This window comes from Metallumcola ferriviriculae, assembly GCF_035573695.1.
Taxonomy (GTDB): domain Bacteria; phylum Bacillota; class JADQBR01; order JADQBR01; family JADQBR01; genus Metallumcola; species Metallumcola ferriviriculae.
In genome coordinates this window covers 1,434,660-1,454,452 of sequence record NZ_CP121694.1, presented here as the reverse complement: position 1 = coordinate 1,454,452, position 19,793 = coordinate 1,434,660, and the positions used below count along the sequence as shown (strand labels likewise).

The 19,793-nt window shown below is 44.9% G+C and carries 19 protein-coding genes and 2 riboswitches; of the genes, 12 read left to right on the top strand and 7 right to left on the bottom strand.

Going from position 1 to position 19,793, the window contains the following annotated elements; genetic code table 11:
• Window positions 1-133 precede the first annotated feature (133 nt).
• Window positions 134-2,983, bottom strand: coding sequence for a BREX-1 system adenine-specific DNA-methyltransferase PglX (gene pglX / locus MFMK1_RS07240; protein ID WP_366924451.1), 2,850 nt, complete (start codon window positions 2,981-2,983; stop codon window positions 134-136).
• A gap of 170 nt (window positions 2,984-3,153) precedes the next feature.
• Here pglX and MFMK1_RS07235 point away from each other — a divergent pair, with 170 nt between their 5' ends.
• Window positions 3,154-3,396, top strand: a complete 243-nt coding sequence (locus MFMK1_RS07235) for an SHOCT domain-containing protein (protein WP_366924450.1) — start codon at window positions 3,154-3,156, stop codon at window positions 3,394-3,396.
• Window positions 3,397-3,478: 82 nt separating this feature from the next.
• On the opposite strand, the gene MFMK1_RS07230 is transcribed toward MFMK1_RS07235, so the two are convergent.
• From MFMK1_RS07230 to MFMK1_RS07210, 5 genes are all read right to left on the bottom strand, one after another.
• Entirely contained in the window at window positions 3,479-3,823 is a 345-nt protein-coding gene (locus MFMK1_RS07230) for a YlbF/YmcA family competence regulator (protein ID WP_366924449.1), read from the bottom strand.
• Between the two features lie 55 nt (window positions 3,824-3,878).
• The gene (locus MFMK1_RS07225; protein ID WP_366924448.1) at window positions 3,879-5,000 is read right to left on the bottom strand and encodes a DUF362 domain-containing protein; all 1,122 of its coding nucleotides are present in this window, start codon (window positions 4,998-5,000) and stop codon (window positions 3,879-3,881) included.
• A gap of 120 nt (window positions 5,001-5,120) precedes the next feature.
• On the bottom strand, window positions 5,121-5,366 hold the full coding sequence (locus MFMK1_RS07220) for a sulfurtransferase TusA family protein (protein WP_366924447.1): 246 nt from the start codon (window positions 5,364-5,366) through the stop codon (window positions 5,121-5,123).
• Window positions 5,367-5,491: 125 nt separating this feature from the next.
• Window positions 5,492-6,247 (bottom strand): AIR synthase related protein, encoded by a 756-nt coding sequence (locus tag MFMK1_RS07215; RefSeq protein WP_366924446.1) that lies wholly within the window; start codon window positions 6,245-6,247, stop codon window positions 5,492-5,494.
• Window positions 6,237-6,716, bottom strand: coding sequence for an ECF transporter S component (locus MFMK1_RS07210; protein WP_366924445.1), 480 nt, complete (start codon window positions 6,714-6,716; stop codon window positions 6,237-6,239). The genes MFMK1_RS07215 and MFMK1_RS07210 overlap by 11 nt, the downstream gene beginning before the upstream one ends.
• Window positions 6,717-6,811: 95 nt before the next feature.
• Window positions 6,812-6,996: riboswitch (cobalamin riboswitch) on the bottom strand.
• Window positions 6,997-7,093: 97 nt separating this feature from the next.
• Window positions 7,094-7,193: riboswitch (TPP riboswitch) on the top strand.
• A gap of 112 nt (window positions 7,194-7,305) precedes the next feature.
• Between MFMK1_RS07210 and thiS the strand changes: the two genes are divergently transcribed.
• From thiS to MFMK1_RS07155, 11 genes are all read left to right on the top strand, one after another.
• Window positions 7,306-7,500 carry a sulfur carrier protein ThiS gene (gene thiS, locus MFMK1_RS07205; RefSeq protein WP_366924444.1) on the top strand — a complete coding sequence of 65 codons (195 nt, stop codon included), beginning with the start codon at window positions 7,306-7,308 and terminating at the stop codon, window positions 7,498-7,500.
• A gap of 100 nt (window positions 7,501-7,600) precedes the next feature.
• Window positions 7,601-8,377, top strand: a complete 777-nt coding sequence (locus MFMK1_RS07200) for a thiazole synthase (RefSeq protein WP_366924443.1) — start codon at window positions 7,601-7,603, stop codon at window positions 8,375-8,377.
• Window positions 8,377-9,480 (top strand): 2-iminoacetate synthase ThiH, encoded by a 1,104-nt coding sequence (gene thiH, locus MFMK1_RS07195; protein ID WP_366924442.1) that lies wholly within the window; start codon window positions 8,377-8,379, stop codon window positions 9,478-9,480. Before MFMK1_RS07200 ends, thiH begins: the two co-directional genes overlap by 1 nt.
• Before the next feature lie 24 nt (window positions 9,481-9,504).
• Window positions 9,505-10,524, top strand: a complete 1,020-nt coding sequence (gene thiE / locus MFMK1_RS07190) for a thiamine phosphate synthase (RefSeq protein ID WP_366924441.1) — start codon at window positions 9,505-9,507, stop codon at window positions 10,522-10,524.
• 169 nt (window positions 10,525-10,693) lie between these two features.
• A complete protein-coding gene (gene thiC, locus MFMK1_RS07185; protein WP_366924440.1) occupies window positions 10,694-12,007 on the top strand; it encodes a phosphomethylpyrimidine synthase ThiC in 1,314 nt (437 codons plus the stop codon).
• A gap of 1 nt (window position 12,008) precedes the next feature.
• Window positions 12,009-12,659: a thiamine phosphate synthase gene (locus MFMK1_RS07180; protein WP_366924439.1), complete on the top strand. Its 651-nt coding sequence runs from the start codon at window positions 12,009-12,011 to the stop codon at window positions 12,657-12,659.
• Window positions 12,631-13,044, top strand: a complete 414-nt coding sequence (locus MFMK1_RS07175) for an OsmC family protein (protein WP_366924438.1) — start codon at window positions 12,631-12,633, stop codon at window positions 13,042-13,044. Before MFMK1_RS07180 ends, MFMK1_RS07175 begins: the two co-directional genes overlap by 29 nt.
• A gap of 60 nt (window positions 13,045-13,104) precedes the next feature.
• A complete protein-coding gene (locus MFMK1_RS07170; protein WP_366924437.1) occupies window positions 13,105-14,001 on the top strand; it encodes an AEC family transporter in 897 nt (298 codons plus the stop codon).
• A gap of 228 nt (window positions 14,002-14,229) precedes the next feature.
• A complete protein-coding gene (locus MFMK1_RS07165) occupies window positions 14,230-15,075 on the top strand; it encodes a DegV family protein (RefSeq protein WP_366924436.1) in 846 nt (281 codons plus the stop codon).
• A gap of 141 nt (window positions 15,076-15,216) precedes the next feature.
• On the top strand, window positions 15,217-16,941 hold the full coding sequence (locus tag MFMK1_RS07160; protein ID WP_366924435.1) for an aldehyde ferredoxin oxidoreductase family protein: 1,725 nt from the start codon (window positions 15,217-15,219) through the stop codon (window positions 16,939-16,941).
• A 14-nt stretch (window positions 16,942-16,955) separates the two neighbouring features.
• Window positions 16,956-17,192, top strand: coding sequence for a MoaD/ThiS family protein (locus MFMK1_RS07155; RefSeq protein ID WP_366924434.1), 237 nt, complete (start codon window positions 16,956-16,958; stop codon window positions 17,190-17,192).
• A gap of 31 nt (window positions 17,193-17,223) precedes the next feature.
• Here the strand turns inward: MFMK1_RS07155 and MFMK1_RS07150 are convergent, their stop codons facing one another.
• Entirely contained in the window at window positions 17,224-19,707 is a 2,484-nt protein-coding gene (locus MFMK1_RS07150) for a PEP/pyruvate-binding domain-containing protein (RefSeq protein WP_366924433.1), read from the bottom strand.
• Between the last annotated feature and the right edge of the window lie 86 nt (window positions 19,708-19,793).

Below are 19,793 nucleotides of genomic sequence, written 5' to 3'. Positions count from 1 at the left end.
CATATGTTCCCTTTTATTACCATATCATTCTCCATTGTCACGCCATTTCCTGCCTCTTTCGGAAATTTTTTTCTTTATTCCATTTATTTTCTGTCTCTCATTTATTTATAATAACATGAAGAGCCTTTTTAGCTTAGTTCCTTATTTTTCCTCCCCGGTAGGTCAGCACCGCATCATTTCTGTCGCGGGATAAATGATAAATCGGACGCTTTCGATAAAGTGAAAAGTGCTCAGGGTAAAATTCTTTTACAAAATATCGCCGAATTCGCTGCCTGGAACTTTCCCCCTCATCAATTCCTAATGTCCTGCCAATAAAGTCAAGATTCCTATTCAAAGTGCTTCTACCGAAAACAGCTGACAGAAAAACATCGAACCCTGCCATCATATCAGTGAGACCATTCGTCTTACCCATTAGCGAGACCTGCCCGTCAGTCACGGAAAAATCCGCCGCATTATAGCTATTTCGCGCCGGCAATGCGAACCGTCCTAAAATACAGCCCACTGCATAGGAGCATAATGACTTAACCTCTTTTAATTTATCCGGCGCAGCCAAGCAAATTTCTTGTTTCGCAATTTCATGCCGCATTCGCCCCGGTATACGGTAAATATCTAGAAACAATTCATTAAGCTCCTGTTCATTTTGCCTCAGACGATTTAACTGGTTAATGATATGCTTTACCCGGTCATGGTATTTCTCTTCAATGGCGGTCTCTTTATCTCCTGCAATTATCAACGGATGCCCTTGAAAGTCCCAAGACACCTCCATAGAATCCCAGTCCACTTTAACTATTGCTATATTATCACGTACCAGCTGGTTGATTCTTTCTTTCTTTCTTTTGTTCGTGCTCACTATTAATGGCAGCTTTGCAATGTTACCAACTTGAAAATTAAGGGTTGGATTGAGAATTTGCAGAAATTCAGCCGCAACCGTGGAATTTAAAAATGCCAAGAGATAATATGCATCCTCCACCCCTGGAAAAACTGACGAACCGCCCACATCAAAGAGGAAACCAGTATCCGATGCCCGGGCAGCAAACCTAGCTGAGCTGACAAAAGACCAGGTAATTCCCGGTTGAAAATAAAAGGCCTCATTACGAATTACCGATCGGGGTGACTCTTTTAGTTCTTGACCGTTATTATGCCAGTTAATGACGTGATAATTGTTGCCGTACCATTTGCGATATGAGCCGCCTTTATTATAAGGAAACCATTCTTTTTCACTGTCCCTTGCATCTTGGCTGTCACGACAGCCAAAGGCAATTTCGTCCCGGCTTACTTCCCACCAATAACGCAAAAAAGTATCGTTATCACCGGTAGCCAAACCCTGTCGGGGGGGCACTGTCTGCTCCAGGGGCGGCGCCGTCTTAAAAACTGCCCCAATTTTGTCCGACACCCAGTAGGCAATGGGGCAGCCGGGGATTTTTTTAAATTTGCTGGTGTCAGCTGTATAACGATAGGACACTGCAGAATTTTTGGTCGCTGCTAAAGTTTTCACCTGCTGAAGCGGCGCACCTTTAAAGTCTGCCAATCTGATATAGGTCCCTTGGGTATGGCCCGGTTGATTATGAATAACGAAAGCACAAATTGGGACAGTGGCCTCTTCAAATGCCGAATACTCCAATTGGACCAAACTGCTAATGTTATGTTCATCAATTAAGAAGCGACGAAGTTTTTCATAAGATTTGATGAACATCCATACGAAAGGTGCCATCATAGCCGTATAACCGCCTGCAACAGTCATCAGACAACATTTTTTCATAAACACTGCAAACAGATCTGCCTGGACATCATACCAATTTGTGCTGACAAACTGTTTCATGTCTTTATCCATCGCTTTACGGTTCAGGTAGGGGGGATTGGTAATTACAGCATGGTATTGACTTGCCAATATTTCAGCCTGCTTCACCAAAGGCGCAAATTTACTTGCCACGACAGGATCCGTTACCGCCAACCGCCGGACGAGAAAGGGAATATCCATCTGAGCCACATCGAGCATAGACCCGTACCCTTTAGCATTACTAAACACATCCAATAAATCCTTTACCTTTTGCAGCGGCCCGTCCCCGCCGGCACCCGAAAATTTTCGGATATCTTCATCACCTAGCCCACCAGGTTCTTGAAAAGCATATACATCGGGCTTTAATTCTTCCTCCAAATTCCGGGCCTTTTTTTCAGCTGCCTTGATTGACAGGGCAAAACTCGCCAGCGATACGGCATGCTCATCAATGTCCATGCCGGATAGATTATTTTTTAGGATTAATCGGGGAATATTTTCAGCAGCATAACCATCAGCAAGGTAAATGTCATAAAGTACGTCAAAAGCATATACCAGAATATGTCCACAGCCACAGGCAGGATCAAGTATTCTAATATTTTCCGGCAGTAATCTGCCCTCTGAAAAGAAGCCTTGGCTGCCCTGTAACGGTTCAATCAAGTAAAGCCATTTGCTTCTCAATGGGTGGCGGGGGTTCCCCGCTAACCAGAGCCGCCCTACCGAATTTTCTACCATATATCTTACTAGCCAATCAGGAGTAAATAGCTGAGTGGCTACGGGTAAATCAGCTTTCTTAACCGGGCCCTTATTGATACCTAACAGCTCTTTTTGCCTATCCGCCATAAAAAACTGGTAAAACCAGCCGATTGTTTCCACACTATTCCAATCAGTTTCCTCTAACTCCCCTGCCAGATCCATTAAACAACCTTGTGCGCTCAGCAATGCTTGAGGAAATGAAGCCAGTGCTTCCCTCTGTCCGGTAAACAACCTGGGGAAGAGGCCCTCTAGTCGGGAACAATCAGCAATAAATTCCTCCACAGGAATTTGCCTAGGCAAAAAATCCACCTTGCCGGGAAGATAACCGTTTGTTCTTATGAAATACCACACAGTAAAGTAGGTATACCATCGCAAAGCTATGCCCCGGTCAGTATGCGCCAATATTCTTCTTTTCGCCTTATAGGCAAATTTTTTAATCTTACTTCGGTCCATAATTACCTCGTTACTACCAAACTTTTTTTCCATAGTATACCAAATAGATGCTTTACTCAAGCAGTTAACTTGAGCAAACTACATAATTTAATCAAATAAACTCCACATTTTTATCACAAGTTGTTGATAGACTAATTACTATAATAGAAAATCTAAGGGGAGTGATTGATATGATGGGTGGCTACGGTATGGGCTACGGTGCGGGTTTATTAGGCATTTTCTATATGTTAGTACCTTTGCTAATAATCGGATTGATCATCTACTGGGCTGTTCGGGCCGCTGTCCAATCCGGCGGCGTACAGCAAAAGACCGGTCATATGGGCGCGATAGAAATTGCCGAAGAGAGATATGCTCGGGGAGAAATCTCTGACGAAGAACTTAATACAATCCGCAGCAACCTCAAAAAGAAATAGCCCGCCCTACCAAAATTATATTTTTTGGTTTAAAAAAACCGCGTGCCCTAACTAAAGGGACGCGGTTTTTTTATTGAATAAATTAAGAACTAATTTGACCAAATAGTTCGTTGGTGATGATCTGGTTAGCTTCTTCCATCACCTTACTAAAATCCTGTTGAGCCTGGAAAAAACGCTTTAGCGTCTCATTGGCCATAGCTTTCTGCTGCAGAAGTTGGAAACTCTGCACCTCACTATTCACCTGTTGTCCTTGGGCTTGACCCTCTTGGATGCGCCGCTGGCTTTCTTCCAGTTCATTTATCAATTCCTGGGCCACCGGGTCCAGCTTAATTCGAGCTTGAGCCGCATTTAGGTTGGAATACTCTTCTGTTTCCTTAACTGCCTGTGCAAATTCCTTTGCTTTCGTGTCTAAACTAATGATATTCACCTCCCACTAGCCCCATATTCTTGATAAGAATAATAAATCCTTTAAATATTTTTACCTAACTTTGGTTCCCTGCCATTAAATATGCTTCCAAAAAAGAAACAATATTTTTAGCAGTAGGCGGACATCCGGTCACATTTTTAGTCAACTTTCCTGTACATGTACCCACACCGATACCACTCTTTTCCTTCCCCTTAAATCCCTGACCGACGTAAACCTTTTCTGTTAACTGTTCCAGGTTGCCTTTATCTTTAAGACGCTGCAATGCGTGAATTAAGCTGCTGTAACAAGCTGAGCAGGCCTTTTGCTCCAAAACCCAGTAAGCTAATCGGTCCGCCTCTTGGCTGGCCAAAATTTCTCCTACTGCCGGCGCATCACCAAGGCAATTCAATTCATCAATATCTTCCCTAACTAATTGCGCAGAACCTACACCTAATTCTTCCGCCATACCTATATAAGGAATGTCATCAACCTGGTAGCCTATCAATTCCGCTGCATATGTATCCACCATCACCGGGTCCGTACCGGCAATTACCCGGTTCATCTGCACCGGGTTACCACCCCCTTCATAAGTGAGGTCGCCCACAATGCCATCTACCACTACCAAATTTGTCTTTATAACCTTATTCAATGCAGCAATAGGTCGGTGAAGTCCCATGGTGTGAAAGCGTCTCTTTTCTTTATCCGGGATGCAGCCTTTTAGGTTTTTCAATGCACAGGTCATTTTTGTCTGGCAGTGTGCTTTAAGCACCGGCATATTAATAAGGTAGTCTACTCCTAAAGCCTTACCGCATACATTTATTTTCATACCCTCTACGTCAAGTTCTTGGGCTTTATCTTTTTTCAGGTCGATCAGTTCCACCCCAAAATCCTCGCTGATATCCTTGTAGCCGCAAACCCGAAAAGCGTCCTCAGTATTATCTCCCACCCATGCACTTTCCAAAATAATTATATTTTTGTAGCCATATTCATGTAAGTACTTTATTACACCCCGTACTAACTCCGGCGAGGTAGTAGCACCCCAGTGTGCCGGTTGAGAAACCACCAGATTAGGTTTGATACCGATCAGGGGATTCTGCCTGCCAAGCTGGGCAATATCCTGCTGAACATCTAGAGCAGACATAATTTTAACGGCCATTTCTTCGGCTTGATCCCCATACATCACGTAAAGTTTATCCATCCATGCTCCTCCCCGTAAAATACGCAACACCCCCTCTGAACAAAAACATTTCATGCCTCTCGGCATCTAATAGAAAATTATCCATACCCCATAATTTCCCGTACATTAAAAAATCCCATATTAATTACCAGGTTCATACGTCTTCTTCACTATAATCTCCCAATCAGTATCATTGATCTTATTTACACTTAACACCTTTTCCCCCTGAATTTCTAGGCTCTTAGGCACATTATCCACTGCCGGCGAATAATCCACAATTACCCGCAGCACCTGCCCCAGCTCCATCTCTTCAAGTTCCAGTTTACTCCTCACAAATGGCATTGGGCATTCTTCACCTTTAAGGTCAATTTCCCGGTCAAATTGCATTAGTCTCCTCCTAAAACACTTAAAACTTGAATTTTATTTTACAAATCATTAATTACCATTATAATACCATTTCCCAATAGTCTTTAACAATTATGAAAGGCCGCAAATCAATAACGGCCTTTCATTTAAAACGTTATATCGGGTTTAAGTATTGCAATGGGGGTTACCGGTAAATGTAATTCCTTTAAATACCTTTCAGCCTCCCTTTCTCCGGTAGCAAGCACACATGTTGCCGGGCCGGCAGACTTTTGCATGTCTACCTTATCGGCGCCAAGAAGATATTCAAAAGATAATCCGGCGGTTATCGCCAACAGTTTAAGTTCATAATCAACACCTTTAGAACCTACCGGCAGGATTTCATGTATTTCTGTAACTTCCAGTAAATAACGCAGGGTCTTGATACCGGCGACAAGACGCGGCTTATCAAGCACTTCCGCACCCACCAAAGGTTTACCCACTAAGTAAACTATATCCCCATCCACTGAAGAACCGATTCTCAAATCATTCCGCTCGGCAACGCCCACCACCGTTACACCCATACCGGTCTGACTGGTAGGAAAGTTTTCTTCCGTACTGCCATTAATAAGTGATAGCGGCAGCCCAGCTTCCTCAATACTTTTCTTGATGCCATTAAGGATATTTTCCCCGGTAGGATGCATCTCCACGCTCAACGTGTCTATAATAGCCACAGGTAAAGCACCGCTGGCCATTACTTCCATTATAGGAACAACAGCTATCATTCTTCCCAGCAGTTCCCCGCTCACCTGCAGCTGATCACCGGATTTTGGGCCTACAGCCCCGGTAGAATCACATCCTATTATCAAAGTCTGCTGACCCAAATCCACCAGGGTTAAATCACGCACCCGCTTATTATCCGGCAACGTCTATACCAGCTTTCCGCACGGACTTATAAATAATGTACGCCAACAAAACATTCGCAAAGGAAGCTGCCAACAGGGGGGGCAGCATGGCCACGAAAAAAGGCCACCCGTTCATAGGTACCAAAGAAAGAGGCGCCAGGATTCCATTGGCCAGCGTGGTCAAAGTTATCGCTGCATAACCGTTCACTTTACGTACTAAAAACCCAAAAAGATAGGCAAACAGCGCCATCTGTACGGCAATAAGGAAATGAATCGGTAATGACAACGGGAAGCCCACTAAAGCAGATGATACTAGATGACCGATGGATATAATCAGTGCTGCTTCAGCACCGCCGAAGGCTGCAGCGGCAAAATACCCCGGCGCAGAATCAAATGCCACGGTTCCAGTAGGGCTGGGAACCTTTAAAAACGCACCTACAACACTTAATGCTACAAAAATACCAACACGAGTGACGGTTTTGGTTAACATATAAATCCCCCTTCGTTTTAAAAAAATTAAAAAGCCCCTGGTTTCCCAAGGACTTTTCCATCATCCTAAACTCCATCACCCCTTTCCGCGGGGGCTTAAAATCTCACTTATTGGCAGGTCTTCTGACTCAGGGCTGCCTAATCACTCCCCTTCCCGGCAAAACCAGTGGTTTCGGAGCTTTCGTAACCCTACTACAGCGGCGGGACCGCGTCCTTTACCTAAATATTAGGCCGAACTTCCCTATTCTCCCATGACGGGCACCAATAAGTCTTATTAAACTTTAAATGAAAATTCAACACAAACTAAAATTTTCCTGCCAGTTAACTAACTTTCTTTACAAGCCCCTTACTTTCAGGATATAATTTAATAAAATTAAATACTACCGCTGGGGGTGCCCTTTGGCTGAGAAGGAAATATTTCCTAACCCTTTAACCTGATGTAGTTAGTACTACCGTAGGGAAGCTTGAAATCTTTTATACCTGCTTTTCTACAGCAGGTTTTTTCTTTTTTTATCGCATTTTAACAACCTGTATTAAATATTGCTCTGACGCAGGAGGGTGCAACTCATTTTAAGCAAAGGAGGTATAGTATGATAGTCAATGGTAAGGAAATGAATATTCCGTCAGGTACCACTATCTCCGCCCTGTTAAAAAAACTCAAGATAAATGCGGAACGGGTTGTAGTACAAGTAAACCAGGAAATTATCTCTGCACAACGCTTTGAGAAAGTAATTCTTGATGCCGAAGACAAAATAGAAATTATCAGTTTTGTAGGAGGAGGCTAGGTCAATTTCGGGCATAAACCTTATTGAGTTGATGCCTTCCCCAAAGTTAACGCTTTTTTTAGTTAAGGCTTTTTGACTGTTATAAAAAGGAGTTGATCATATGGACCCTCTTTCTATCGGGGGCGTAGAATTAAACAGCCGTCTATTAATCGGCACAGGTAAATTTCCCAGTAAGCAGATTATACCTAAAGTAATTAATGCCTGTGAAACCCAGATTGTCACCATGGCACTGCGCAGAGTGGACATCGGTGCTGATGAGGACAATATTCTTGAATATATCCCCAAGGGATGTATTCTCCTTCCCAACACTTCTGGTGCTCGGGATGCCGATGAAGCGGTAAGGATCGCCCGCTTAGCCAGGGCATTGGGGGCGGGAAATTGGGTGAAAATCGAAGTTATTTCCGATAATAAGTACCTGCTGCCTGACAACCAAGAAACCATCAAAGCTACGGAAATTCTCGCTAAAGAAGGGTTTAAAGTACTGCCTTACATGAGTCCTGATTTAATGGCAGCAAAAAGAATGGTAGAAGCGGGTGCAGCAGCGGTAATGCCGCTAGGTGCACCCATTGGTACCAATCGCGGCATAAAGACCAAGGAACTGATACGCATTCTTATCGATGAAATTGAGGTGCCGGTTATTATCGATGCTGGGCTGGGCAAACCGTCAGACGCAGCAGAGGCCATGGAAATGGGTGCTTCAGCGGTGTTGGTCAATACTGCCATTGCCACTTCTGCTGACCCGGTAAAGATGGCCCAAGCTTTTTCTTTAGCAGTTAAAGCTGGTCGTATGGGTTATCTCGCAAAGATGGGCGCAAAAACTCGATACGCCCAAGCCTCCTCTCCCCTAACCGGTTTTCTCTTCGAAGGTGACAAATAATGAGCTTTTATCAATATTATTTGGCACACAAGGACTTTGATTTTAATTCTTTCTTCAGTAGTATCACAACAACAGATATTGAGCGGATACTCGCCAAGGATAAAATAAATGCCTATGACTTTTTATCACTACTCTCTCCTCAGGCGGAGAAGCACCTGGAATCCATGGCAGAGAAGGCACAAAAGCTTTCCCTGCAGCATTTCGGCAAGGCAATTCTCCTATTTACACCCATGTACATTGCTAACCATTGTATCAATAAATGTGCTTACTGTGGTTTTAATGTAGGCAACCGTATTAAAAGAAAAAAACTCACCGCGGAAGAAATAGAACAGGAAGCCAAAGCCATTGCCGCTACTGGATTAAGACATATCCTCTTTTTAACAGGAGAGTCCCCAGCTCAATCACCGGTTTCCTACATAGCAAAGGCTGCCGGGATATTAAAAAAACATTTCCACTCCGTGGGCATCGAAATCTATCCTCTAACAGAACAGGAATACAGCCAGGTAATCGATGCCGGTGTGGATAGTTTAACCGTCTATCAAGAAGTGTACGACGAAGGTATCTACGATAAGGTACACCTGGCGGGACCCAAACGAAACTACAGCTTTAGACTAGATGCTCCGGAACGAGCATGCCGGGCAAAAATACGCTCGGTAAATATCGGGGCACTGCTGGGATTAAATGAGTGGTGTAAAGAAGCCTTTTTCACCGGCCTCCATGCCGATTACCTACAAAATAAATATCCCGATGTAGCAGTAAGTGTCTCACTGCCCCGCATCCGTCCTCATGCGGGAACTTTCCAAGATATCTTCCCGGTCAATGATAAAAGCTTGGTACAAATTATGCTTGCCCTGCGCATCTTTCTTCCCTACACCGGTATAACCATTTCCACCAGGGAACGGCAGGAATACCGAGACCATTTAATACCTCTGGGCGTTACTAAAATGTCCGCCGGGGTAAGCACGGAAGTAGGCGGACATAGTTCCGAAGATAAGGGTGAAGGACAGTTTGAAATAGCTGATAATAGAAATGTTGCAAAAATGAAACAAGCCATACTGGCCAAGGGTTATCAACCCGTTTCTAAGGATTGGATGAGTTTTTAGTAAAACCTAGCCGAATTAAGCGAGGTGTGTAAACTGAATTATTACCGAATTATTGATGCCAATATCAACAGGGTAGCGGAAGGTGTTAGAGTTTTAGAGGATATCTCCCGGTTTATTATTGAAAATCCTGACACCACTAATTCCCTGAGAGAACTGCGACACCGGATACGCAAGAGTTTTAGCCATCCCCGCCTGGCAAATTATCGGAATGCTGCCGGGGATATAGGATTAAGTGTATCTGCTGCCACCACCTGGGACAATAAAGGAAATATCAGTGATTTAGTGACAGGAAATTTTAAGCGTATCCAAGAGGGTATTAGAAGTATCGAAGAACACTTGAAAATCTTGGGATATAACCAGCAATCCAAAGTCTACGAAACTCTCCGCTTCAGCGCTTATCAACTGGAAAAAAACTTTCCTTTAAAGAGAGTAGTCTTTGATGGTATCTACGGTATCACAGGTGAGACTTTTGCCACCGGAAAAACCAATGTAGATTTAGCAAAGGAAATGATTGCTGCTGGAATCACAGTCATCCAATACCGAGAAAAAGAAAAATCCAAGCTGGAAAAATATCACCAGTGTCAGACCATACGCCGCCTGACACTAGAAGCTGGTACCACTTTTATTGTCAACGATGACTTGGATATTGCCCTGGCAGTGACTGCTGACGGTATACACATCGGGCAGGATGATCTACCGCTAAAAAAAGTGCGACAAATCGCAGGCAATATGATCATAGGGGTATCCACCCACAACCCCGACCAGGCTAAGGCAGCAGTATCAGACGGTGCAGACTACATTGGCGTTGGTCCCATATTCTCCACTAACACCAAGAAAAACTTAGAAAAATCAGGCGGTCTGAAATATCTGGAATGGGTAGCAGAAAATATCAGTATTCCCCATGTAGCCATCGGCGGAATCAAGGAAGAAAATATCGCCCAGGTAAAAAAGCACGGCGGTAAATGTTTCGCCATTATATCAGAACTGGCAGGCGCCCACTCAATTGAGCAAAAGGTGGCTGCCCTTCACAGTGCGCTAGAATAAATAAGTGACACGTGGTGTCAGGCACCACAATAAGTGACACTTGGTATCCTTGGTGTCAGGCACCACAATGTTAAATAAGTGACACCTCTGTGCGTACCGACGCTACGCCGTGTCAGCGCCACGTTATCACGTTTTTCAGAAGTGAGACCATAATAAGGGAGACGATGAAATGCATTATACTACTCAAATGGATGCTGCTAGAAAAGGAATTATCACTAAGCAAATGGCCATTGTGGCCGAAAAAGAAAACATGAACAAAGAAGCTCTAAAAGATTTAATAGCAGAAGGTAAAATTGCTATCCCCGCAAATATCAATCACCATAGCCTAGACCCCCACGGCGTAGGCCAAGGTCTACGCACCAAAGTTAATGTGAACTTGGGTATTTCTAAAGACTGCTGCAATATTGAAGTAGAACTGGAAAAGGTTCGTACTGCTCTGTCCATGCAGGTGGAATCTATCATGGATTTAAGCTCTTTCGGCAAGACAGAAGAGTTTAGACAGCGGCTGGTAGAAATGTCCCCGGCGGTCATTGGTACGGTGCCGGTCTATGATGCGGTAGGCTTTTATGACAAGGAACTTCAGGATATTACTGTAGAGGAGTTTCTCAAAGTAGTGGAAAAACACGCCCAAGACGGCGTCGATTTTATGACCGTCCACGCCGGGCTAAACAGGGAAACTGTTGAAGTGTTCAAGAGAAACAAGCGGCTTAACCACATCGTCTCCCGGGGCGGGTCATTATTATATGCGTGGATGGAATTAAACAACCGGGAGAATCCTTTCTTTGAGTACTTTGATGACCTGCTGGACATCTGTGAAAAATACGATGTGACACTAAGCTTAGGGGATGCCTGCCGACCGGGGAGCATTAATGATGCCACCGATGCCAGTCAAGTTAAAGAATTGATGGTGTTAGGTGAGCTAGCACTCAGAGCGTGGAAAAGAAACGTCCAGGTAATTATCGAAGGTCCTGGCCACATGGATTTAAAAGAAATCCAGGCCAATATGCTGCTGGAGAAAAAGCTCTGCCACGGTGCCCCCTTTTACGTATTAGGCCCAGTGGTTACCGATGTAGCTCCGGGGTATGACCATATCACCAGCGCCATCGGCGGGGCAATCGCTGCCAGCCACGGAGCAGATTTTTTGTGTTACGTCACCCCGGCAGAACACCTGCGCCTGCCTACCCTTGATGATATGAAAGAAGGTATCATTGCCACTAAAATTGCCGCCCATGCAGCGGATATTGCAAAAGGTATCAAGGGTGCCAAGGAGTGGGACTATCAAATGAGTCAGGCCCGGCAGGAACTAAACTGGGATAAAATGTTTCAGTTGGCCATCGACCCTGAAAAGCCTCGCCGTTACCGGGCTGAATCTGCACCGGAGCATGAAGACAGCTGTACCATGTGCGGTAAAATGTGCTCTATGCGTAATATGAATAAGGTTATGCAGGGGAAAAATGTAAATATTCTTAGGGAAGATACTTAGCATGCTTTACCTGGTGACCAACCGCTTGTTAGTGCAAAACAGAAATTTTCTTGACTGCATTTTGGACGCCGCAGCAGGCGGCGTTGATGCGGTGATACTGCGAGAAAAAGACCTGCCGGACGCAGAACTACTAGCGCTGGCAAAAATATTACAGTATCGCTTGGGTAAACTAAACATACCTTTAATCGTCAACGGCAATTTGCTTGTGGCCAAGCAGACGGGGGCCGCAGGGTATCATGACGGCTTTCATCATTTTGCTCAGTTTACCCAAGAATGCCGTAACTTCTCAGAGAAGTTAGGCGTCTCAGTACATTCAGCCTCCGAGGCGGAGTTTGCCGCGGCTAACGGTGCTGACTACCTCTTGGCAGGCCATATCTACCACACCGCCAGTAAACCCGGACTATCTCCTAAAGGTCTTCAGTTAATAAAAGAAATTAAGGCCAGGGTGGATATTCCGGTGGTTGCGATAGGAGGAATAATGCCAGATAATGTTGAAGAGTTGTTGGAAGCAGGTGCCGATGGAATCGCAGCAATGTCCTATATCTTAACAGCCCCTAATCCAGGCCAAGCAGCCGGGGCGCTAAAACAGCGCTTAAAACCCCTATCAGAGAGGAATGATCTTCTTGACAACAACAGTACAATGGAAAGGTAATATGGCCTTCGAAGGCAAGACTCCTTCAGGGCATAAAATTCTCCTAGACCCCACATTAAATGAAGAATATCAAGCAAAAGGCCCTTCCCCCATGGAAGTGGTATTGGTAGCTTTAGGTGGATGTTCTGGAATAGATGTGGTGTCTATATTTGAAAAAATGCGCTTAGACGTAACAGATTTTAAAATAGAAATTGAAGCTGCCCGAGCAGATGAACATCCTAAAGTATATAACAAAATCAAAATGGTTTATCGAGTTTGGGGCGAAAACCTATCTGAAGACCGGGTGAAGCGAGCTGTGGACTTAACCCAGGAAAAATACTGCAGTGTCCTGCATATGCTTAATAAAACGGCGTCAGTTGAATACTCGTATCAGATTAATCCTTGATTTCATTCGACCCGGCCTGTCCGGGTCGGTTATTAGTTTTGGGAAGAGGAGCAACTTAATATGTCAATATTGTTTCAAGTAGTACTACCGGTATTTCTGGTGTTTCTTGCGGGCTATACGGCACAAAAATCCTTTAAGCTGGATATAAAATCTATTTCTACAGCCGCACTTTATCTAATGACCCCAGCACTGATTTTTCGTACTTTTTATGAGACCCAATTAGGCAGCACATATTTGCATATAGTCATTTACGGTACACTTCTATCCGTGTCCCTAATTGTATTGGTAAAACTGTTCGCCCGCTTAAAGCATTATGATGCTGCAGCCACCAGCGCATTGATATTATCTTCTGCCTTTATGAATAACGGCAACATGGGGGCCCCGATAGTTCTTTTTGCCTTCGGTGAACAGGGTTTTCAGTATGCGGTAGCAATTATGGTCTTTCATACCATTATCATGAGCACCCTTGGCATCTATTACGCCGCCAAGGGCAAATCTGATATTAAAACTTCCCTGCTGTCAGTCCTGAAAATGCCCATCGTCCATGCCGCCGTTGCCGGGCTGGCCTGGCAGTACTGGGCACTGCCCCTGCCGGCAAACATCTTTAAAGCTATTAAAATGGTGGGCGACGCGGCTATACCTACCATCATGCTGGTACTGGGATTGCAATTGGCAGAGATTAAGTTAGCTAATTTTCACTGGGAAAAGAGTGCTGTGGCTTTACTCTTTCGCCTTCTCTTATCACCGGCTATTGCCTGGTTGATAGTATTAATGCTTCCGGTGGAGCCGTTATTGGGCAGCGTAATGATCGTGGAAGCGGCCATGCCTTCTGCAGCTATCACAACCATGTACGCCCTCCAGTACGATAGTGAACCCCAGCTGGTCTCTTCAATCACCTTTGTTAGTACACTTCTCAGCATAATCACTCTAAGTATCCTGCTTAATCTAATCACTTGAACACTAAGGGAAATGGCACCACTCCCCCCGGCGCAGGCAGGGACTTAACAGCTTTGCTGCCTTCAGTCGAACAACGTTCGCTCACTCTACGTGAGCGCTGACCCCTTAGCTGCCCTGCCGTGAAAATGGATAATGGATACTATTTGCCAATTAAAGAAATATTTGTACTTTTAGGCCCGAGTATGTTATAAATAAGCTAATAAACCAGATTCGAGAAGGAGCTTTTTTATGCGAAAAATTGCCTTGGTTACCGACAGTACTGCAGATATTCCTCGACAGGTTGCCGCCAAAGATAATATCCAGGTGATGCCCCTGACCATATTGTTTGGCGACAAAGAATATTTGGACGGAGTAGACATCCAGTCGGATGAATTCTACGACAAACTGCAAAAGAGTAAGGAACTACCCCGTTCTTCCCAACCGTCTCCAGCTGACTTCACCACTCTTTACAAAGATTTACTGGAACACTATTCAGAAATTATATCCATCCATCTTTCCTCTAGCTTGAGCGGCACCATTAATTCAGCCCAGTTGGCCAAGGAAAAGCTGAAAGCAAAGATTCACATTGTGGATTCTAAATCAATTAGTTTAGGCATTGGTTTGATGGTAGCGGAAGCCGCGAAATGCATTAAAGAAGGGCTAAATGTGAAGGATACCATGGATAAAATTTCCTATGTGAGGGAAAACTCGGAGACCTTGTTTACCTTAAACACGTTAGAATATTTAAGCAAGGGCGGCCGTATCGGCAAAGTTTCAGGTATGTTGGGTTCAATGCTAAACATCAAGCCCATTGTTAGGGTCAATGATGAAGGCATTTATGTACCCTTTGGCAAGGCCCGCAGTCAAAATAAGGCCTTAAAAACCCTGGAACAGGGTTTTGAAAAGCTAGCCAACGGCCGTAAACCGGTAAAACTTGCGGTGGCACACGGTGCTGCATCGGAAGCAGCAGCACGACTGAAGGACTCTTTGGAAAATGCCCTTGGCATTAAGGCCTCTCTCTTTACCCAAGTGGGGCCAGTAATAGGTGTACATACCGGCCCGGGTACCATTGGCGCTGCGGTACAATACGAATAAGTGATAGTATCTTAAGGACCCGCAAGGGTCTTTTTTGATGCAGAAACCCCCATAGCACTTCTGGGCTATCTGACATTACTAGTATACTTTTTTCTAAAACTTTGGATACTAATACAAGTTAATAAACGGGAGGTAAACATTATGAAAATCTTTAGAGTAAACATGTCAAATCAACAGGTAACTTCCGAAGACACGCCCGAAAAGCTGCAGACCTTAGGGGGTAGAGCACTTACCTCTGCAGTTATCGCCGAAGAAGTAGAACCCACCTGCCACCCTTTAGGACACTTGAATAAGATAGTAATCGCGCCGGGGCTGTTATCCGGTACCAGCGCTCCAAGTTCTGGCCGCCTGTCCGTCGGCTTTAAAAGCCCTCTTACCGGTGGTATTAAAGAAAGCAATGCCGGCGGCACAGCAGCCCAAAAGTTAGCAAAACTAGGCATTAAGGCTATTATTATCGAAGGTCTCCCCAAGGAAGAAACCTTCTATACTTTAAAGGTATCAACCGATGGCGTGGAGATACTGCCAGGTGATGAACTTAGCGGTAAACGCAATTACGAAACCATCCAAACCTTACAAGCTAAACATGGCGAAGATGTGGGGGTGATGTGTATCGGTCCTGCTGGTGAATACAGGCTGACCGCAGCATCCGTGGCCGTAGCAGACCCCGAAGGTAGACCAGTGAGACATGCAGGCCGAGGCGGCGGCGGCGCCGTATTTGGCTCTAAAGGTATCAAGGCCATAGTGATTGACGACATTAATGCACCAGGAGTAGAAATAAAAAACAAAGAAAAATTCAAAGAAGCAGCCCGGGATTTCAGCAAAATGCTCACCGAACACCCTGTCAGCGGCCAAGGACTACCTATGTATGGCACCGCAGTTTTAATAAATATCCTTAACGAAGCGGGTGGTCTACCCACAAAGAACTTCCGACACGGACGTTTTGACTTTGCAGAGAAGATCAGTGGAGAAATGATGCATGACACAATCAAGGAACGGAAAGGCGAACCCACCCATGGGTGCCATCGGGGTTGTGTCATTCGCTGCTCGCAAGTTTATCACGACAAAGAAGGTAAATATCTTACCGCTGGTTTTGAATACGAAACTATCTGGGCATTCGGTGCCAACTGTACCATTGATGACTTGGATGCGATTGCAAAAATGGATTATCTTTGCGACGACATTGGTGTAGATACCATCGAAATGGGAGTCACCGTAGGAGTCGCCATGGAAGCCGGCGTAGTGGAATTTGGCGATGCGGACGGAGCAATAAATCTATTGGAACAAATCGGCGAAGGCACCCAGATGGGTCGAATCATCGGCAATGGCGCCGGCTTCACCGGTAAGGCCTTCGGCGTTACGCGAGTACCAGTGGTGAAAAACCAAAGTATTCCCGCTTACGACCCAAGAGCAGTTAAAGGAATTGGTGTCACTTATGCTACCACGCCCATGGGTGCAGACCATACCGCCGGATATAGCGTCACTGCAAACATCCTTAAAGTTGGCGGACACATTGACCCACTAAAGAAAGAAGGACAAGTGGATCTATCAAGAACTTTGCAAATTGCTACCGCAGCCATAGACAGTACCGGGCTTTGCTTATTTGTAGCTTTCTCCGTATTGGATGAACCCAAGGCATTAGACCGGATTGTAGATATGCTTAATGCACAATATGGTTTTAATCTAACCACCGACGATGTCACCGCCTTGGGTAAAGAAGTACTTAAAAATGAGCGAAATTTCAATGTTACGGCGGGTCTCAATGAAGCCCATGATCGCCTGCCGGAATTCTTTAAAGAAGAGCTTACCCCGCACGGAGCAGTATTTGACATTCCCAATGAAGAATTAGATCAGGTATTTGACTTCTAGGAAGGTTGGGTCTGATGAAACTTGAAGTAAGAGTATTTGCTAACTTACGAGACCAGTTCCCCAAAGAATCTAAAGGGGTTCTGACAGTAGATTTGCCGGTAGACAGTACCGTAGCAGAATTAATTGAAAAACTTGATATTACCCGGGATTTACCATTAATTATCATGGTTAACGGGCGCCGGCAATTTGAGGAAACCACCTTAAAAGACGGCGACAGGGTGGGCATTTTCCCACCGGTTGGCGGCGGGTAAAATAAAGGGGTAACGCATGGGCGTTACCCCTTTATTTACCTTCCTGGTGAACCAATCCCTGACTACCATCAATAGTTATCCGATCACCGTCTTTAATCAGTCTCGTGACACCTTTAACACCCATTACGGCAGGCACTCCATATTCCCGGGCGATGATGGCCGCATGGGACAAAGCACTGCCGTACTCCACCACCAAACCATCAATAAATGAAAATACCGGCGTCCAAGATGGGTTAGTATACTGTGCCACCAGAATGTCCCCTGGTTTTAATTTTGATAGATCCCTTGGGTCAAGGACCACCCGGCAAATTCCCGATGCTTTGCCGCTGCTGGCACCTATTCCATTCAAAATGGAAGCATTATCGCCCTCTACTACTAAGTTTCGGGACAGCCATAGTTTACGCCGCCGTTCCAGATTGGCTTTCCTCTCTGCCAATGTTTCCTTAATTTCTTTTGGACTTACCTTTTTATAGTTATAGACGTCATCTAACAGCTCCACCAATTCCCAGTAGTTGAAATACATTACTTCCTGCTTATCTTTAAGCACACCCCGGGAAACCAGCTGTCTGCCAATTTCCAAAAACAAGCTCCTAAATACCGGCATTACTTGAGTTAAGTAGAAATGACTGTCTTCGCGAAACGCCGTATATTTCCGAGCATATACCACAAGCCTATCTATCCACCGTTTAAGTGGCAGCACCCGGCCCGCACCCCGACTCGTCAACTGTGCCAGGCGTTTTTCCGCCCGTTCCCTGCGTTCTAACTGTCGCTGGTGATAATCGACCACACCATCCTGCTGCAATAAAACTCCTTTTAGCATACCCCAAACAACCTCCGGCCTCTCTTGCCAGGTGTCCGCTGCCACACCCCCCAGGCCTTGTGAAACTTCCCTGCTGCCGTATTTTTCAAGAAAAGAATTAAATTCTTCTATCGCTTTTTCGCCGGCAGGAACTTCCCGAAGACATGCCTCAATTTCATCGGTCTCCTGCTTAATTACAATACCCGCAGCCTGGGGATTTTTGTTAATCTCCCCAGCCAATTCTTCCAATCTGACATTTAGCTCCATAGTAATTTGAGGATGGCCGATAATAACATCCTGGAATAGTTCCTTACCTTCATCCCCGTATAAAAAACTCAGCAGTTTAGATAAAGCCCCGTAAATAGTCCCGTATTGGATATACATTAGATAGCGAAACATATTGGCCCTTTGGAAATCTTTCAGAGCCTCCTCAAGGTACTGATGGATTACTTCCATCGGAAATGTTTTCAGAGTATCACGTTTAAGTAAATCAAGATATTTATTAAAGATATTTTCATTAATCTGCCATTCTTTAGCTATATCCAGTCTGACCATTTTAAAAATCTTAATTAGTCTTTTAGGCCCCATTCTGATAGCAGGCGGCACAAAGAAATCGGGGAAAACACCTTTTTCCACCCGGTTCCAATCCACCAGCGGCACACTAAACCCTAGATCTTTGTAGGCCAGGAACAAGCTGAGAAAATAGGTCTTCACAATCACACTATCCAATGGCAGCACCGGTTCGGGGAAACGTTCATTAATGGTGGTCCATACTTCCCGCTGAATTACAGTCATATCTTCCGGATCAGGAATCTCTGCCTCTTCATCTGCCAAAGTAGTAATAGGCCTTGCCTGCAAAATGTAAATATCACCCCAGTTGTATGCCCACTCTATATCCTGCGGTGCATCAAAGAGTGCTTCTAACTTCGCTCCCTCATCCGCCAGCCAGCGAATATGAAAATCGGTCAAGTATGGACTTCCCCCAACCATCTCCCGGTGTGTAATATAAAGTCCGTCTTTTTTAACCAAATAACGGTCACCACTAGTAGTTCCCTGTACCAAACCTTCACCCAGACCTTTTACCGCCTCGATGCAGATTTCTTCCCGGGAATTATTGAGGGGATTGGCAGTAAACATCACTCCTGCGACCTCGGCAGGAACCATCTCCTGGATAATTACGGCCATACCGGAATTAGCCTGCTCAATTCCCTTTTGAAAACGGTAATGGATTACCCGCGGTTCCCAAAGGGAACACCAGCAATTTATTACCGCTTCTTTTACCTTTTCAAAACTCTGGATATTCAAAAAACTCTCTAATTGCCCGGCAAAAGAGGCGGACGGAAGGTCCTCAGCAGTGGCCGAAGAACGTACGGCGACTTTAATGCCCTCTCCTTCGCCCATTAACTGCCGAAAAGCTGCTTCAAGCATCTGTTCAACATTCTCAGGAAGATTAACTCCCTTGATAATTTCTTTTATCCTACGAGACGCTGCGGTGATAGTGTCAATACTGCCGCCTTCCGCCTTACATGCCACCTTAATAACTTCCTTCAGCACTCCGGCGGACCTTAAAGCATTATAATATACTCTGCTGCTGAGGCAAAAACCAGGAGCGGTCTGACAGTTCCTGGCAATCACCCCCAAATTTGCAGCCTTACTACCAAAATACAATTGATGACGGGGATTTATTTCATCCAATTTTAAAATCATCTCATCCATTATAGCGCCCCCTAGTTTAACTGTTTTTGATAGCCATCTATATCCCTATTATATACGCGACATTATTTCGCTGTACACCTTATTTA

What these genes read in the sequence shown, in the direction of transcription:
- pglX (WP_366924451.1), bottom strand. Translation starts at nt 2,983, where the DNA reads ATGGACCGAAGTAAGATTAAAAAATTTGCCTATAAGGCGAAAAGAAGA.
- MFMK1_RS07235 (WP_366924450.1), top strand. Translation starts at nt 3,154, where the DNA reads ATGATGGGTGGCTACGGTATGGGCTACGGTGCGGGTTTATTAGGCATT.
- MFMK1_RS07225 (WP_366924448.1), bottom strand. Translation starts at nt 5,000, where the DNA reads ATGGATAAACTTTACGTGATGTATGGGGATCAAGCCGAAGAAATGGCC.
- MFMK1_RS07220 (WP_366924447.1), bottom strand. Translation starts at nt 5,366, where the DNA reads ATGCAATTTGACCGGGAAATTGACCTTAAAGGTGAAGAATGCCCAATG.
- MFMK1_RS07210 (WP_366924445.1), bottom strand. Translation starts at nt 6,716, where the DNA reads ATGTTAACCAAAACCGTCACTCGTGTTGGTATTTTTGTAGCATTAAGT.
- thiS (WP_366924444.1), top strand. Translation starts at nt 7,306, where the DNA reads ATGATAGTCAATGGTAAGGAAATGAATATTCCGTCAGGTACCACTATC.
- MFMK1_RS07200 (WP_366924443.1), top strand. Translation starts at nt 7,601, where the DNA reads ATGGACCCTCTTTCTATCGGGGGCGTAGAATTAAACAGCCGTCTATTA.
- thiH (WP_366924442.1), top strand. Translation starts at nt 8,377, where the DNA reads ATGAGCTTTTATCAATATTATTTGGCACACAAGGACTTTGATTTTAAT.
- thiC (WP_366924440.1), top strand. Translation starts at nt 10,694, where the DNA reads ATGCATTATACTACTCAAATGGATGCTGCTAGAAAAGGAATTATCACT.
- MFMK1_RS07180 (WP_366924439.1), top strand. Translation starts at nt 12,009, where the DNA reads ATGCTTTACCTGGTGACCAACCGCTTGTTAGTGCAAAACAGAAATTTT.
- MFMK1_RS07170 (WP_366924437.1), top strand. Translation starts at nt 13,105, where the DNA reads ATGTCAATATTGTTTCAAGTAGTACTACCGGTATTTCTGGTGTTTCTT.
- MFMK1_RS07165 (WP_366924436.1), top strand. Translation starts at nt 14,230, where the DNA reads ATGCGAAAAATTGCCTTGGTTACCGACAGTACTGCAGATATTCCTCGA.
- MFMK1_RS07160 (WP_366924435.1), top strand. Translation starts at nt 15,217, where the DNA reads ATGAAAATCTTTAGAGTAAACATGTCAAATCAACAGGTAACTTCCGAA.
- MFMK1_RS07155 (WP_366924434.1), top strand. Translation starts at nt 16,956, where the DNA reads ATGAAACTTGAAGTAAGAGTATTTGCTAACTTACGAGACCAGTTCCCC.
- MFMK1_RS07150 (WP_366924433.1), bottom strand. Translation starts at nt 19,707, where the DNA reads ATGGATGAGATGATTTTAAAATTGGATGAAATAAATCCCCGTCATCAA.